The sequence below is a fragment of the Kitasatospora cheerisanensis KCTC 2395 genome (assembly GCF_000696185.1).
GTDB classification, from domain to species: Bacteria; Actinomycetota; Actinomycetes; order Streptomycetales; family Streptomycetaceae; genus Kitasatospora; species Kitasatospora cheerisanensis.
This window is the reverse complement of sequence record NZ_KK853997.1, coordinates 1,265,040-1,277,992: the sequence shown is the minus strand read 5'-3', so window position 1 is coordinate 1,277,992 and position 12,953 is coordinate 1,265,040. Positions and strand designations below refer to the sequence as shown.

The following is a 12,953-nucleotide window of genomic DNA, read 5'->3' as shown; positions in this document are numbered from 1 at the left end:
CGCGCCCGGCGGGCCCCGGCATCTCGGCGAAAGGCCCGCTCAGGTGGTTTGCCGGGGCCGTCCGGCGGGTAGCTGCGCGCGCGGCGGGGGCCGGTGATTGCCCCGGGGGGCCGTGTGGTGGGATAAACGACTGAACGGGCGTCAGGTTCGACGGGGGAGCAGACAGAACATGACAGTTGGTTTCGGCGTCAGGCTGGACGAGCTCGCGAAGATCCAGCGGGACTTCCACGCGCTCCAGCAGCGGATGAACGAGATGACCAAGCAGACCGGTCGGATCAAGGACGTGATGGCCAAGGCCGTGGCCACCGACCTGGCGGCCGGCGCGCTCGGCAACGTGATCGGGTTCGGCGCCGTGGTGGCGCAGGTCGAGCAGCAGGTGAGCGCGATCAACGCGCAGGTCGCGGCGCTGGAGGCGACCAAGGAGAAGCTCACCAAGGGGCTCGCCGAGGACACCCAGAAGATCGGCACCGTGATCAAGCGGTACCAGGAGGCCGAGAAGCGCGCCCACGAGGGCGTCAGCAAGCCCGGCTCCACCAAGCCCGCGCCGAAGAGCCCCGGCAAGGGCGGCGAGCACACGCCGACGAACAAGCCCGGCAGCAAGAAGCCCGGCTCGTCGATGCCGAAGAGCCCGAACAAGCCCGGCCAGCACGGCGGCGGCGACCACGGCGGCGGCAACAACAACGGCAACGACCCGAAGACCGAGATCTCGCACGCCGGAGCGATCAAGACCAGCGAGGTCACGTACGGCGGCAAGGGCAAGTACAAGAGCGGCGAGGCCGCCTGCCGCGAGTACATCGCGCAGGCGCTGGACGCGATGGGCGTCACCGACCCGGCGGCCCGCGAGGCGTGGACCAAGGGCATGCTGACCATCGCCAAGCGCGAGTCGACGTACAACGCGGCCGGCTCGCAGGTCAACATGTGGGACAGCAACGCGCACGGCGCGAAGCAGGCCGACGGCGCGCCGCTGAACAGCTCGCGCGGCGGCTGGCAGACCATTCCGCCGACCTTCGCGGCGTACCACGTCAAGGGCACCTCCACCGACATCTACGACCCGGTGGCGAACGTGGCGGCGTCGATGAACTACATCCGCAGCCGGTACCACGTCTCGGCGGACGGCCACGACCTGGCGTCCAAGGTGCAGCAGGCCGACCCGAACCGTCCGGCCCGCGGCTACTGACCGGCCGTCACCCCGCGTGCCGCGTCCGTCCGTTCGCCGGGCGGGCGCGGCACGCGGCGCTCCGCCCCCTCCCACCGTCCGCCCAGAACCCGGGGATCCACGTGCGTCCGCTCCGCCTCGCCGCCGCCGCGGTGGCCTGCCTGTCCGCCGTCGCCGTCCTGACCGCCTGCGACCCCGAGGGCGCGGACGGGGGCTCCGCCGCGAAGACCTCCGCCGCGCCGCCCGCCGCCTCCGGGGCGCCGTCCTCCGGCGGCGGGGCGTCCGCGCCGGCTCCCGCGCCGAGCGCGACCGGCGGCGGCGGGAAGGGCTCGGCGGTGCCCGCCGCGGCGTGGATCGCGCCGCAGCAGGTGCCGCTGAACGCGGCGCTGCACTGGACGGCGCCCGCCTCGTCCGCGAAGAGCCTCGGCGCCAAGGGCCGGTTCCTGATCGAGCAGCTCTGCCACGGCACGCGCTCCGCCGACTGGACGGACACCGTCCCGGGCGTGGACACCGCCTCGCTGGGCGGCGCGGACGGCGACTGGAAGGCCGACCAGAGCATCGTCAGCTTCGGCGACGCGAGCAAGAGCAGCGCGGCCGCGCAGTCCGCGTTCGGCCTGCTCGGCGCCGTCAAGGACGAGGTGCGCGCCTGCGCCGCCACCGCGTCCGGCGCGAAGGCCGAGATCACCGGCGACGACAGCGAGTTCCTGGTGGCGACCGTGACGCTGCCGCAGCCGGACGGCGGCACCGTGCAGGTCCACGAGTACCTGACCACCTCCGGCGGCGCGCTGGTCGAACTCACCCTGCACGCCCGGCTCGCCAAGGGCGGCCACCCGAAGACCGCCTGGTCCGCGCCCGCCGACGGCGCCGTGCTGAGCGCGCTCGCCAAGCCGGTCTGCACCGCGTACAAGGACTGCTGACCGGCACCGTCGGGCAGGCCCACGGCGCGTTCCCGGCCGGGGTTCTGCGCGTCGGGCCGCCCCGACGGCTCCCGACTGCCCGGCCGGCCGGTGCCGCTGACGGTCCGTTCGCACGGCCGCGCCCGCGGTGGCAGGAGCCCGCGGCGTCAGGCGTCCGGGGCGCCGTTGGCGGCGAACAGGGCGTCGAGGGCCCGGTCGACCCGGAGGCGTTCGGCGGGGCTGCCCGGCGGGACCAGGCGCAGCGTGTGCCGGACCCAGGCCGCCAGCCGGGCCGCCGGGGCCTGCAGGAAGGCGTCCCCGTCGGGCGAGCAGAGCATCAGGGTGACGGTGCGGCGGCCGTCCGCGGCGGTCGGCCAGATCCGCACGTCGCCCAGGCCGGTGGGCCGCAGCAGGCCCTGCACCAGCAGCTCCCGGGCGAAGTACCAGCCGATCGGCTGCGCCGCGTCGACGTGGAACGCGATGTGCACCGCGTACGGGTCGTCGACGGAGTACCGCAGCCGCGCCGGGACCGGGAAGGCCTCCTCCGGCGACAGCAGCAGATCCATCACCAGATCGAGGCACAGCTCGGCGGGGCTCTCCATCGCGAGTGCCTTTCCACTCGGTCCGCGCCGGCGGCTCCGGGCGGGACTGCACCGAGCGTAGGGCCGCCCGGTGCGCCCGACGCGCCCCGGAGCACCAACGCTGTCGCGGCCGACAGCCCCGGCCCGGCCCCGCCTGTGGGCCGCAACAAAACGTTGAGCCGAGCGCCTGACGCACGGTCAATCCGCGCCGCCGCGCTCACCCGTGGAACGTCCGTGCGGCGGTCGCCCGTCGTGGCACTTGAGGGCGTGCCCGGCTCCGCCTGCGCCCCCGCGCCGAGCGAACGCGCCGCTGTGCGCCGCCTAGGCTCACCGCATGGGCACCCGACTCACCGACGCGCCGGTGGATTCCGCCGCGCGACTGGCCGGCCACCTGCTGGAGCGACTCCCGTGGCTGACCGAGGAAACGGTCCGGCGGATCCGCGACAACATGAGCGTCTACCGCTCCGCCGGGCCGCTGCCCGCCGGCGACCTCAGCGAATCCGTCCGCAGCAACATCGAGTTCACCCTGCGCCGGCTCGCCCACGAGGAGGGGCTCAGCCTGGAGGCCCCCGGCGCACCGGGCGGCTGCGCGCCGAACAGGGCGTCCCGCTGGCGACCGTGCAGTCCGCGTTCCGGATCGGCTTCGCCCACCTCTGGGAGACCATGGCCGCCGAGTCGCTCCGGCACGGGCTCGCCACCAGCGGGGAGCTGGTGCAGATGGCCACCGACGTCTGGCGGTTCAACGAGGAGTCCACCACCGCCATGATGAACGCCTTCAACCGGGCCACCGCCCTGCTGATGGTCCGTCGGGACCAGGAGCGCTCGGCCCTGGTGGACGTGGTGCTGCGCGGCGGCATGGGCAACCCCGGCTCCGTGCTGGAGGCCGCCGACATGCTCACCCTCCCGTACGACGGCACCTTCGCCGTGGTCGTCGCGCACGCCCCCGGGCTCGCCCGGCAGGCGCTGCCCGACATCGAACCCACGCTCCGCGAACACGACATGGGCTCCGCCTGGCGGCTCACCCCCGACGCGCACATCGGCATCGTCTCGATGCGGGCCGCCGCCGCGATCGACCAACTCGTCGACACGCTGCGGCAGCAGACCGTCCGCCGGGCCGGCGTCAGCCCCTGCTACACCCGGCTCGACCAGACCCCGCAGGCCCTGCACCTGGCCCAGGTCGCGCTGGCCAGCTCGGCCCGCCCCGACGAGACGGTCACCCTGTTCGACGCCAACCCGCTGCCGATGCTGGTCGCCTCCGCGCCGTCCACCGCCTCCCGGATCGGCAACCAGGTGCTCGGCCCCGTCATCGAACTCCCGGACAGCCAGCGCGAGCAGCTGCTCACCACCATGTCCACCTGGTTCGCCGTCGACGGCTCCGCCGACAAGGCCGCCAAGCTGCTGTACTGCCACCCCAACACCATCCGCTACCGGCTGCGCCGGATCGAGCAGCTCTCCGGGCGCTCCTTCGAACGGCGCCTGGACTCCGCCGAGCTGTACATCGCCCTGCAAGCCGTGCTCCACCTGCCCGAGGTGGTGCGCGACCCGCTGGAGTGAGCCCGCCCGGCGGCCGGCGGCGGGCGAAGGACGACCGCACCCGCCGTCAACTGTTCGGCCGCCACTGCCAGATGGTGACACCCCCGCCGTGGGCGACGGGGTGGTAGCCGGCGGCGGGGAGGGCGGCCTGGGCGGCCAGTTCCTGGGCGGGGGAGACGGGGAAGCCGTCGGGGGTGTCGAGGGTGGCGATCCGCAGGTCGGCGACGGCGAGGGCGGCGGGGCGGCCGGCGCCGCCGCGGCGCAGCAGGGCGCGGAGGCGGGCGGTGAGCACCACGAAGGAGAAGGGTTTGGACCCGCACCGAGCGCGGCCCCGAGCGCGCCGCCGGCACCGTCGACCTGCACGGGCTGATCGCCGAGCAGTTCGCCGAACGCGCCTTCGGCGAACCGGCGCTGCTCTTCGAGGGCGAGCTCGCGGACGCCGTGCTGACGGGCCGTGAACAGCTGCCGTCCCGGCTGGTGCGCAACCTGCTCGACAACGCCGCCCGGTACGCGCACGGCCGGGTCGCCGTCACCCTCACGGCCGCCGACGGGTGGGCGCGGCTCACGGTGGAGGACGACGGGCCGGGCATCCCGGCCGCCGACCGCGAGCGGGTCTTCGAACGCTTCGTCCGGCTGGACACCGCCCGCGACCGGGCCGCCGGCGGCGCGGGCCTCGGCCTGGCCCTGGTGCGCACCATCGCCCACAGCCTCGGCGGGACCGCGACGGCCGAGCCACCCGGTCGGCTGCCCGGCGCACGGCTGGTGGTCCGGCTGCCGCTCGCCGACGGCGGCTGACCGGGCGGAGCGGGAACGCGATCGGGCCGCCGGCGCCGCCCCGGTGGGGGCGGGCCGGCGGCCCGGATGCACCGCTCACCCCAACGCGCGCCACAGGCACCGCGGTTGGCGTCGAGCGGGGTTGCTGCGGCGGTTACGACAGGTCGTAGGCGCCGCCGCCGACCGCCGTGCCGACCGGGCAGGTCAGGCGCACGCGGAACAGGCCGGAGAACTCGACCGTCGACACGTACCGGTAGCCGTCGGAACAGTCGACGAACGGCTGCCAGAGCGGGCCGTTGCAGGTCTCGGTGAAGCTGGCCCCGCTGAACGAGAAGTTCCCGCAGGAGAGGTTCAGCGGCCTGATGCTCGTGACCGTCCCGTCGGAGTGCACGGCCGGCAGGTTGGACGGCTTCGCCATGGTGACCGAGGCCTCGATCACGGTCTCCCCGGACGCGGACGCGGACGCGTTGTTCGTCACGACGGGCGTGGTCGCGGACTCCCCGAGGGCGGGAGCGTTGTTCCCGATGGCCGGGGCGTTGTTCAGCGCGACGGGCTTGATCGTGGTGTTCGCGTACGCGACGGAGCCGACCGTGCCGACGGCCGTGAAGGCCAGCGCCGAGACGGTGCCGACGGCGGCGAGCATCTTTCCGAATGCCATGTCATTCCACTTTCGCTGAGTCGGAACTACTGCTTGGGAGGGTCTGACAGGGGGGCGCCCGCCTGCGGATTCGCCCCGGATCGCCGGGGCCGAGAGTCACGTTAGGTCAGCCGCCGGGGCTCGGCATCACCAGAACCCGGACTTCCCTCCGTATACGCTCCAGTGGCTCTACGGCCGGTTTGAACCCGGCCCGCGACCCGTCCGGACCGCGCCGCCCCGGCCGGTGCGGGGCACGACGGGCCGGCCGGCCGTCACGGGGGCGGTAGCGTGGAGTCATGGGCGCGACACGCGAGTTGACGGACGACGAAGGCCACCCGGTACGGCTCGGCGAGGTCCGCCGGATCGTCTCCCTGGTTCCCTCGCTCACCGAGGCCGTCGCCGTCACCGCCCCCGGCCTGCTGGCCGGCGCCACCGACTGGTGCACCCACCCCGCCGGCCTCGACGTCCCGCGGATCGGCGGCACCAAGAACCCCGACGTGCCACGGATCCTCGCGCTCCGCCCCGACCTGGTGATCGCCAACGAGGAGGAGAACCGGGCCCCCGACCTTGCCGCGCTGCGGGCCGGCGGCGCCGCCGTGTGGACCACCCGCATCCGCGACCTCGACCAGGCCCTCCACTCGCTGCGCCGGCTGCTGGTGGACGCCTGCCGGCTGCCCCGGCCGGACTGGCTGGCGGCCGCCCGGCAGTCCTGGGCCGAGGTGCCCGGCCCGGCGGCCGCGGTGGGTGCGGTGGTGCCGATCTGGCGGCGGCCGTGGATGGTCCTCGGCGCGGACACCTTCGCCGCCGACCTGCTCCGCCGCCTGGGCGTCACCGTCCTGACGGCCGGCCACCCCGGCCGGTACCCGTCGGTTCCACTGCCCGAACTCCTGGAGTCCGGAGCGGAGTTGCTGGCCCTGCCCGACGAGCCCTACCGCTTCACCGACACCGACGGGCCCGACGCCTTCCCCGGCCTCCCGTACGCCCTGCTGAGCGGCCGTCACCTCACCTGGTACGGGCCCTCGCTCGCCGAAGCGCCCGCCGTCCTCACCGCGCAACTCGCCGCCCGGCGCTGAGAACTCTCCTGGCGGGGATGTCGAGAACGCGGCCCCCGGCGCCGACCGTCGGGTGAGCGGCGCCCACCGGCGTCGCCGCCGGACAGCGGAGAGGTGCGACAGTCATGCAGCAGCAGGTGCAGCGGATCATCGACGAACTGGTGGAATCCGGGCAGGAGTCGGGCATCCAGGTGGCGGTCCACCGGCACGGCGAGCTGGTAGTGGACGCGGTCGCGGGCCTCGCCGACCCGGCCACCGGCCGCCCGGTGACCTCGGACACCCCGTTCTTCAGCGCCTCCACCGGCAAGGGCGTGACGGCGACCCTGGTGCACGTCCTGGCGGACCGCGGCGTGCTCGCCTACGACGAGCCGATCGTCGACCTGTGGCCGGAGTTCGGCGCCCACGGCAAGGGCGGCGCGACCCTGCGGCACGCGCTCACCCACTCGCTCGGCGTCCCCGCCGTCCCCGCCGGCCTCACCGTGGCCGACCTCGCCGACTGGGACGGCATGTGCGCGCTGATCGCCGACACCGTCCCCTGGTGGGAGCCCGGCACCGGGACCGGCTACCACGCGGTGACCTGGGGCTACGTGCTCGGCGAGATCGTGCGCCGGGCCACCGGGCGACCGATCTCCCGGGTGCTCCGCGAGGAGCTGGCCGGGCCGCTCGGCATCGCCGACGAACTCTTCTTCGGCGTACCGGAGTCCGCGCTCGGACGGGTCGCCAGGCTGGAGGACGCGCCCGGCGCCGCCGAGCTGCTGGCGGCCATGCCCGCCGACCTCCCGCTGTTCAGGGCCACCCCGCCCGCCGTGACCCCGTGCGCCGCCTACGGCAACAACCCCGCCGTGCTCACCTCCGACATCCCCTCCGGCGGCACGATGTCCGCCCGCGCGGTCTCCCGGATGTACGCGGCACTGCTCGGCGAGGTGGACGGCGTCCGCCTGCTCCCGGCCTCCCGGCTGCGGGAAGCCACCGCCCTGGCCACCGCCGACCTCGACCGGATGGTCGGCTTTCCGCTCCCCCGGGCCCTCGGCTACAACCTCGGCCGCCCCGGCGCCGACCCCGGGCGAACCCCGACCGTCTTCGGCATGCCCGGCATGGGCGGCAGTACCGCCTGGGCCGACACCGCGACGGGCACCGCGTTCGCCGTGACCCGGAACCGCTTCTTCCCGGGCCCGGCCACCACGGCCGACCGGCTCGGCGCGCTGGTGGCGGAGGCCGTCGCGGGCTGAGCCCGGGTGAACTTCCCCGTCAGCGCCGGGGCTTCGGGGCGCGGGGGAGGACGCAGTCGCCGCAGAGGCCGCCGGCGGGGGTGCGGTAGTAGAGGCAGCAGGAGGTGCGGCGGAAGGCGAGGGGACGGGGTGGCGGGGTGGGGGCGCCGGTGGGGGCGAGGTCGGGGAAGGCGAGGAGGGCGCGGGCCAGCGCGGCGGCGGGGGCGCGCAGGGACGGGACGGTGCCGAGTTGGCGGGCGGCGCCGACCAGCGCGGAGGCGGCGTTGCCGGCCAGCAGGCCCGCCGCGAGGGGGGTGCGGGCGCGGACGGCGTCGGCGAGCGGGTGCAGCTGACGGGTCATCACCAGCGCGTGCAGGGCGGCGGGCGAGGCCTCGGGACCGGGCTCCGCGGGGAGCCAGAGGTCGAACGGGCCCTGCGGGGGGAGGGCGAAGCGGGCGCCGTCCAGGTCGGGGAGCCGGCCGGTGGTGACGACCGTGCCGAGGGCGACCGACCAGAGGCGGGCCGCCAGGCCCAGGTGCGCGGTGGACGCGGCGACCCGCGGCTCGTCCGTGCGCAGCACCCGGGCGACCTCGTCGATCCGTCCCGTCAAGGGGCCGTCCGGGGCGGACAGTTCGCGCAGCGGCCGGAAGCCGGCGGGCGGGGTGCCGGTGCGGGTGGCGAAGTAGGGGCCCAGCGCGGCCAGGGCGGTCGGTCGGTCATGGCGCGGAGTGTAGCCCGGCGCAGGTCGGGCGGGGCGGGCGCGGATGTCCGCTACCGGACCCCGGAGGCTCTGGCCACCGGGTGCCCGCGCCGCCTATCGTCGCGGGCGAAGGACGTACACCCACCACGGAGACCGGGAGGAACGGCCCATGGAGTACCGGACGTTGGGGCGCAGCGGGATCGAGGTCTCGGAGATCGGGTTCGGCGCCTGGGGGATCGGCGCCTCGGGGTGGATCGGGGCGCGCGAGGACGAGTCGCTGGCGGCGCTGCACCGGGCCATCGACCTGGGGGTGAACTTCGTCGACACCGCGCGCGGCTACGGGGAGAGCGAACGGCTGGTCGGGCAGGTGGTGCGGGAGCGGGCCGCGGCCGGGCAGCAGGTGCGGGTGGCGACCAAGGTGCCGCCGTTGAACCGGCAGTGGCCGGCCCGGGCGGGGGTGGACCCGGCGGAGACCTTCCCGGGCGCGCACATCCGGGAGAGCGTGCAGACCTCGCTGCGGGTCAGCGGGCTGGAGCGGTTCGACCTGGTGCAGTTCCACGTCTGGCACGACGAGTGGCTGGGCCGCGGCGACTGGCTGGAGACCGTCGGCCGGTTGAAGCAGGAGGGCCTGATCGGCCTGTTCGGCGTGTCGGTCAACGACCACGAGCCGCACACCGCCGTCGAGTTGGTGCGCAGCGGGGTGGTCGACGCGGTACAGGTGATCTTCAACGTCTTCGACCAGTCGCCGCTGGAGGAGCTGTTCCCGGCCTGCGAGGAGCACGGCGTCGGGGTGATCGTCCGGGTCGCGCTGGACGAGGGCGGCCTGACCGGGCGGCTCACCGCCGACACGGTGTTCCCGGACGGCGACTTCCGGCAGCGCTACTTCCGCGGCGACCGGCTCGCCGAGGTGGAGCGGCGGGCCGCCGCGATCGCCGCCGACCTGGGCATCGGCACCGACGGGCTGGCCGAGGCGGCGCTGCGGTTCGTGCTCAGCGCCCCGGCGGTGTCCACCGTGATCCCGGGGATGCGCTCGGTGCGCAACGTGCAGCGCAACGCCGCCGTCGGGGACGGAGTGCCGCTGTCCGAGGGCGAGTTGAAGATCCTGGCCGGGCACCGCTGGGACCGGAACTTCTACTCCTGAGCCACTGCGGCGCCGCGTGGGGTGCGTGCGGTTGTCGGGGTTCGGTGGCAGGGTGGGGCGCATGTGCGGTCGCTTCGTCTCCACCACCGAACCCGGTGACCTGGTCGCCCTGCTCGACGTCGCGCGCTGGGATCCCACCGAGGCGCTCGCGCCGAGCTGGAACGTCGCGCCGACCGACCCGGTCCCGGCGGTGCTGGAGCGGGTCGACCACGACACCGGCGAGGTGGTGCGCCAACTGCGGCCGCTGCGCTGGGGCCTGGTGCCGTCCTGGGCGAAGGACCGGTCCGGCGCGGCGCGGATGATCAACGCCCGCTCGGAGACCGTCGACCAGAAGCCGGCCTTCCGCAAGGCCTTCGCCGCCCGGCGCTGCGTGATCCCCGCCGACGGCTACTACGAGTGGCGGCCCGTCCCGGCGGCGGACGGGCGCAAGGCGTACAAGCAGCCGTACTACCTGAGCACCGGCGAACTGATGCTGATGGCCGGGCTGTACGAGTTCTGGCGGGACGCGAGCCTGCCGGAGGACGACCCGGCGGCCTGGCTGGCGACCGCGACCATCCTGACCACCGACGCCACCGACCGCGCCGGGCGGGTGCACGACCGGATGCCGCTCACCATCGCCCGCGCGGACCTGGACGGCTGGCTCGACCCGGCGCACTCCGACCGGGCCGACCTGCACCACCTGCTGCACCGCCCCGCGGACGGCAACATCCGGGTCCGGGCGGTGCCCACCGCCGTCAACCGGGTCGCCGAGAACGGGCCCCGGCTGCTCGCCGAGGCCCCCGACCCGCTCGGGCTGGCCGACTGACCGGCCGGCTCGGGAAGGGCGGCTGACGGGGCGTCAGCCGCCGTCGCCCAGTCCGGCGTCGTGGATCCGCCGGCGATCCTCCCGCCGGCGACGGCGCGCGTCCCGCCGGACGAACTCGCCCAGGCCGAGCGTCACCCGGGAGACCGCCCGGACCCAGCCGGGCCCGCCGCGATCCGCCCACACCACGCAGACGCAGCCGCCCGTCACGAGCAGCAGCACCACCACCAGCACCGCACCGGTCATGAGATTCCCCTTCCCCGACGTTCGCTGCCGATCCTCGCAGCAAGCGGCCCCGGAACGGGGCGGCGCGACGGCAGTTCAGTGAAGTTCAGCAGCTCGTGCGGGGTTCAGCGGCGCGCGGCGGCCCCCGGGGCGGTCAGCCGCGCCCCAGGCCGAGCCGGACGGCGCGCTCCACCGGCGAGTACGCCCCGTCGGGACGGTCCAGCACCAGGTCCGCGCCGGACAGCAGCGGCGGCTGGGCGAGGAAGCGCGGCTCGGTGCCGTGGTGCGGCTGCGCGGCGTGGATCAGGAACGGGTGGCACAGGTACACGTCACCGGCCCTGCCGGTGGCGAGCGCGGTCTCCCGCTCCGGGTGGTCGAGCAGCCCGGCCCGGTCGAGTTCGGCGCAGAACGCGAACATCTCCACGCCCTGGTCGCCGGCCGGCTCCAACCGGCGCGGCACGTCCAGGTGCGAGCCGACCTTGATCCGGGTCGGCGCGTTCGCCTCGTCCACGTCGGACAGCAGGAACAGCATCAGCAGCGCCCGGCCGCGGGAGACCAGGTTGAGCCAGTAGCCCTGCTCGCCCTCGGGGGTGAAGCTCGCGTCCAGGTGCCAGCCGTCGTCGCCCGGTTCGTCCGGGTGCGGGAAGCGCACCGGGAAGGTGCCCAGCCACGGCTGCGGACTCCACCGGCCCTCGCCGACCAGCTGGTCGAACGCGCCGTGCAGCCGCTCGGAGGTCGCGGCCCGCCGGAACGGCTCCTGCCCGTACCCGCCGAGCCGGACCACCGGCTGCGTCCAGCCCGCCGGGTCGTCCGGATCGAGGCCCATCTCCCGCCACAGGAACTCCCGGCACTCGGCGGCCACCTCGGGATCGAAGGCGCGCTCCACCCGGACGAAGCCGTCCGTGACGAAAGCCTCGATCTGCTGCTGCGAAAGAACGGCACCCATGAGGACGGATTGTCGGCCGGGAACCCGACCCCGGCAAACGAATAAACCGAGGGAGAACGCGACTTGACGCGGCGACACCCCGCGCGCTTCGGTGGTGGCCATATGAACGTTCCGCTCTCGCACGTCGGGCCCGCGCTCGACTCCCCCTCCAGGGCCTGTCCGTCGGCGACGCCCTCGGCGCCCAGTTCTTCGTCCCCGAGACCGCCCGCACCCACTTCGCCGCCCGCACCGAACCGCCCGGCCCGTGGCCGTGGACCGACGACACCGAGATGGCCTGCTCGGTGTACGCCGCCCAGACCGAGCGCGGCGCCGTCGACAGCTACGACCTCACCCACGCCTTCGCCGTCCGCCACGACTTCGACCGCGGCTACGGGCCCGCCGCGAACCGCCTGCTGCGACTGATCCGCGAGGGCGGCGACGCCCCCCGGCTGGCGGCCGAACTCTTCGACGGCCAGGGCTCGTTCGGCAACGGCGCGGCCATGCGGGTGGCGCCGCTCGGCGCCGCGTACGCCGACGACCCCGCGGCCGTGGTCGGCCCGCCGCCGCCACCGCCGTGATCACCCACACCCACCCGGACGCCGTGGACGGGGCGATCGCGGTGGCCGTCGCCGCCGCCCTCGCGGTCCGCTGCCGCACCCGACCGCTCGGCCCCGCAGCCTGGTTGCGCGCCGTCGCCCGGCTCACCCCGTACGGCGTGGTCCACGACGGCCTGCACCGGGCGGTCTCGCTGCTCGACCGGACCGACGCCCGCGAGGTCGCGGCCGTGCTCGGCAACGGCAGCCGCACCAGCGCCCTCGACACCGTGCCGTTCGCCCTCTGGTGCGCCGCCCGCTGGCTCGACGACTACCCGACCGCCGTCCGCTCCGCGATCAGCGGCGGCGGAGACATGGACACCGTCGCCGCGATCACCGGCGGCGTGGTCGCCGCCCGCACCGGCACCGGCGGCCGCGGCGGCATCCCCGCCGCCTGGCTCGCCGCCCGCGAACCGCTGCCCGACTGGGCGTTCCCCGCCCCCGGCAGCATCCCGCCCGCACTGCCGCACCTCACCCCGATGCGGCTGCCCCGGTCCTACCCCTTCCTGGGCCGGATGCACTTCACCGAGGAGCAGTGGAACCGCTACCGGGCCGGGTACCGGGCGGCCCGCTGGGTGGCCCGGGCCGAGGAGGGCGTCCTCCGCCTGCACTTCGCGGTCTCCGGCCACCAGGCGTTCGCGGTCCGCGTCGCCCCCGAGGGCAGCGGCCAACGGGCCGTCGCCGCCGAGGTCGAGGCCCATCCCGCGTACTACAACGGCGCCCACCGGAG

The 12,953-nt window shown here is 75.2% G+C and carries 14 protein-coding genes and 1 pseudogene; 9 read left to right on the top strand and 6 right to left on the bottom strand.

Annotated elements, in window-relative coordinates; genetic code table 11:
* The first annotated feature begins 169 nt into the window (after positions 1-169).
* Together KCH_RS44055 and KCH_RS05670 are read left to right on the top strand one after the other, a co-directional pair.
* Positions 170-1,177: a transglycosylase SLT domain-containing protein gene (locus KCH_RS44055; RefSeq protein WP_051652776.1), complete on the top strand. Its 1,008-nt coding sequence runs from the start codon at positions 170-172 to the stop codon at positions 1,175-1,177.
* Between the two features lie 101 nt (positions 1,178-1,278).
* Positions 1,279-2,073, top strand: coding sequence for a hypothetical protein (locus tag KCH_RS05670; protein WP_035859694.1), 795 nt, complete (start codon positions 1,279-1,281; stop codon positions 2,071-2,073).
* Positions 2,074-2,219: 146 nt separating this feature from the next.
* Here the strand turns inward: KCH_RS05670 and KCH_RS05665 are convergent, their stop codons facing one another.
* Positions 2,220-2,654 carry an SsgA family sporulation/cell division regulator gene (locus tag KCH_RS05665; RefSeq protein WP_035859692.1) on the bottom strand — a complete coding sequence of 145 codons (435 nt, stop codon included), beginning with the start codon at positions 2,652-2,654 and terminating at the stop codon, positions 2,220-2,222.
* Here KCH_RS05665 and KCH_RS47620 point away from each other — a divergent pair.
* On the top strand, positions 2,535-4,187 hold the full coding sequence (locus KCH_RS47620) for a PucR family transcriptional regulator (protein WP_482793288.1): 1,653 nt from the start codon (positions 2,535-2,537) through the stop codon (positions 4,185-4,187). The genes KCH_RS05665 and KCH_RS47620 overlap by 120 nt on opposite strands.
* Before the next feature lie 46 nt (positions 4,188-4,233).
* Here KCH_RS47620 and KCH_RS44050 read toward each other — a convergent pair whose 3' ends face one another.
* Complete coding sequence (locus KCH_RS44050) at positions 4,234-4,461, bottom strand: hypothetical protein (protein WP_035859689.1); 228 nt, start codon at positions 4,459-4,461, stop codon at positions 4,234-4,236.
* Between the two features lie 146 nt (positions 4,462-4,607).
* On the opposite strand from KCH_RS44050, the gene KCH_RS05650 reads away from it, so the two are divergent.
* Positions 4,608-4,961: an ATP-binding protein gene (locus tag KCH_RS05650; protein WP_035859687.1), complete on the top strand. Its 354-nt coding sequence runs from the start codon at positions 4,608-4,610 to the stop codon at positions 4,959-4,961.
* 133 nt (positions 4,962-5,094) lie between these two features.
* Here KCH_RS05650 and KCH_RS36870 read toward each other — a convergent pair whose 3' ends face one another.
* On the bottom strand, positions 5,095-5,598 hold the full coding sequence (locus KCH_RS36870) for a hypothetical protein (protein WP_051652774.1): 504 nt from the start codon (positions 5,596-5,598) through the stop codon (positions 5,095-5,097).
* 275 nt (positions 5,599-5,873) lie between these two features.
* Here KCH_RS36870 and KCH_RS05640 point away from each other — a divergent pair, with 275 nt between their 5' ends.
* Positions 5,874-6,650: a helical backbone metal receptor gene (locus KCH_RS05640; RefSeq protein WP_244305182.1), complete on the top strand. Its 777-nt coding sequence runs from the start codon at positions 5,874-5,876 to the stop codon at positions 6,648-6,650.
* 104 nt (positions 6,651-6,754) lie between these two features.
* Entirely contained in the window at positions 6,755-7,858 is a 1,104-nt protein-coding gene (locus KCH_RS05635) for an EstA family serine hydrolase (protein ID WP_035859685.1), read from the top strand.
* Positions 7,859-7,877: 19 nt separating this feature from the next.
* On the opposite strand, the gene KCH_RS05630 is transcribed toward KCH_RS05635, so the two are convergent.
* Positions 7,878-8,447, bottom strand: coding sequence for a (2Fe-2S)-binding protein (locus KCH_RS05630; protein ID WP_244305180.1), 570 nt, complete (start codon positions 8,445-8,447; stop codon positions 7,878-7,880).
* A 259-nt stretch (positions 8,448-8,706) separates the two neighbouring features.
* Here KCH_RS05630 and KCH_RS05625 point away from each other — a divergent pair, with 259 nt between their 5' ends.
* Positions 8,707-9,678 (top strand): aldo/keto reductase, encoded by a 972-nt coding sequence (locus KCH_RS05625; RefSeq protein ID WP_035859681.1) that lies wholly within the window; start codon positions 8,707-8,709, stop codon positions 9,676-9,678.
* A gap of 61 nt (positions 9,679-9,739) precedes the next feature.
* Positions 9,740-10,483 carry an SOS response-associated peptidase gene (locus tag KCH_RS05620; protein WP_035859678.1) on the top strand — a complete coding sequence of 248 codons (744 nt, stop codon included), beginning with the start codon at positions 9,740-9,742 and terminating at the stop codon, positions 10,481-10,483.
* Between the two features lie 33 nt (positions 10,484-10,516).
* Here KCH_RS05620 and KCH_RS05615 read toward each other — a convergent pair whose 3' ends face one another.
* Positions 10,517-10,726: a hypothetical protein gene (locus KCH_RS05615; protein ID WP_035859674.1), complete on the bottom strand. Its 210-nt coding sequence runs from the start codon at positions 10,724-10,726 to the stop codon at positions 10,517-10,519.
* A gap of 133 nt (positions 10,727-10,859) precedes the next feature.
* Positions 10,860-11,651: a phytanoyl-CoA dioxygenase family protein gene (locus KCH_RS05610; protein ID WP_051652773.1), complete on the bottom strand. Its 792-nt coding sequence runs from the start codon at positions 11,649-11,651 to the stop codon at positions 10,860-10,862.
* A 155-nt stretch (positions 11,652-11,806) separates the two neighbouring features.
* On the opposite strand from KCH_RS05610, the pseudogene KCH_RS47060 reads away from it, so the two are divergent.
* Positions 11,807-12,654: pseudogene (locus KCH_RS47060) on the top strand (ADP-ribosylglycohydrolase family protein); the annotation flags it as partial.
* Positions 12,655-12,953 lie beyond the last annotated feature (299 nt).

What these genes read in the sequence shown, in the direction of transcription:
- KCH_RS44055 (WP_051652776.1), top strand. Translation starts at nt 170, where the DNA reads ATGACAGTTGGTTTCGGCGTCAGGCTGGACGAGCTCGCGAAGATCCAG.
- KCH_RS05665 (WP_035859692.1), bottom strand. Translation starts at nt 2,654, where the DNA reads ATGGAGAGCCCCGCCGAGCTGTGCCTCGATCTGGTGATGGATCTGCTG.
- KCH_RS36870 (WP_051652774.1), bottom strand. Translation starts at nt 5,598, where the DNA reads ATGGCATTCGGAAAGATGCTCGCCGCCGTCGGCACCGTCTCGGCGCTG.
- KCH_RS05640 (WP_244305182.1), top strand. Translation starts at nt 5,874, where the DNA reads ATGGGCGCGACACGCGAGTTGACGGACGACGAAGGCCACCCGGTACGG.
- KCH_RS05635 (WP_035859685.1), top strand. Translation starts at nt 6,755, where the DNA reads ATGCAGCAGCAGGTGCAGCGGATCATCGACGAACTGGTGGAATCCGGG.
- KCH_RS05625 (WP_035859681.1), top strand. Translation starts at nt 8,707, where the DNA reads ATGGAGTACCGGACGTTGGGGCGCAGCGGGATCGAGGTCTCGGAGATC.
- KCH_RS05620 (WP_035859678.1), top strand. Translation starts at nt 9,740, where the DNA reads ATGTGCGGTCGCTTCGTCTCCACCACCGAACCCGGTGACCTGGTCGCC.
- KCH_RS05615 (WP_035859674.1), bottom strand. Translation starts at nt 10,726, where the DNA reads ATGACCGGTGCGGTGCTGGTGGTGGTGCTGCTGCTCGTGACGGGCGGC.
- KCH_RS05610 (WP_051652773.1), bottom strand. Translation starts at nt 11,651, where the DNA reads ATGGGTGCCGTTCTTTCGCAGCAGCAGATCGAGGCTTTCGTCACGGAC.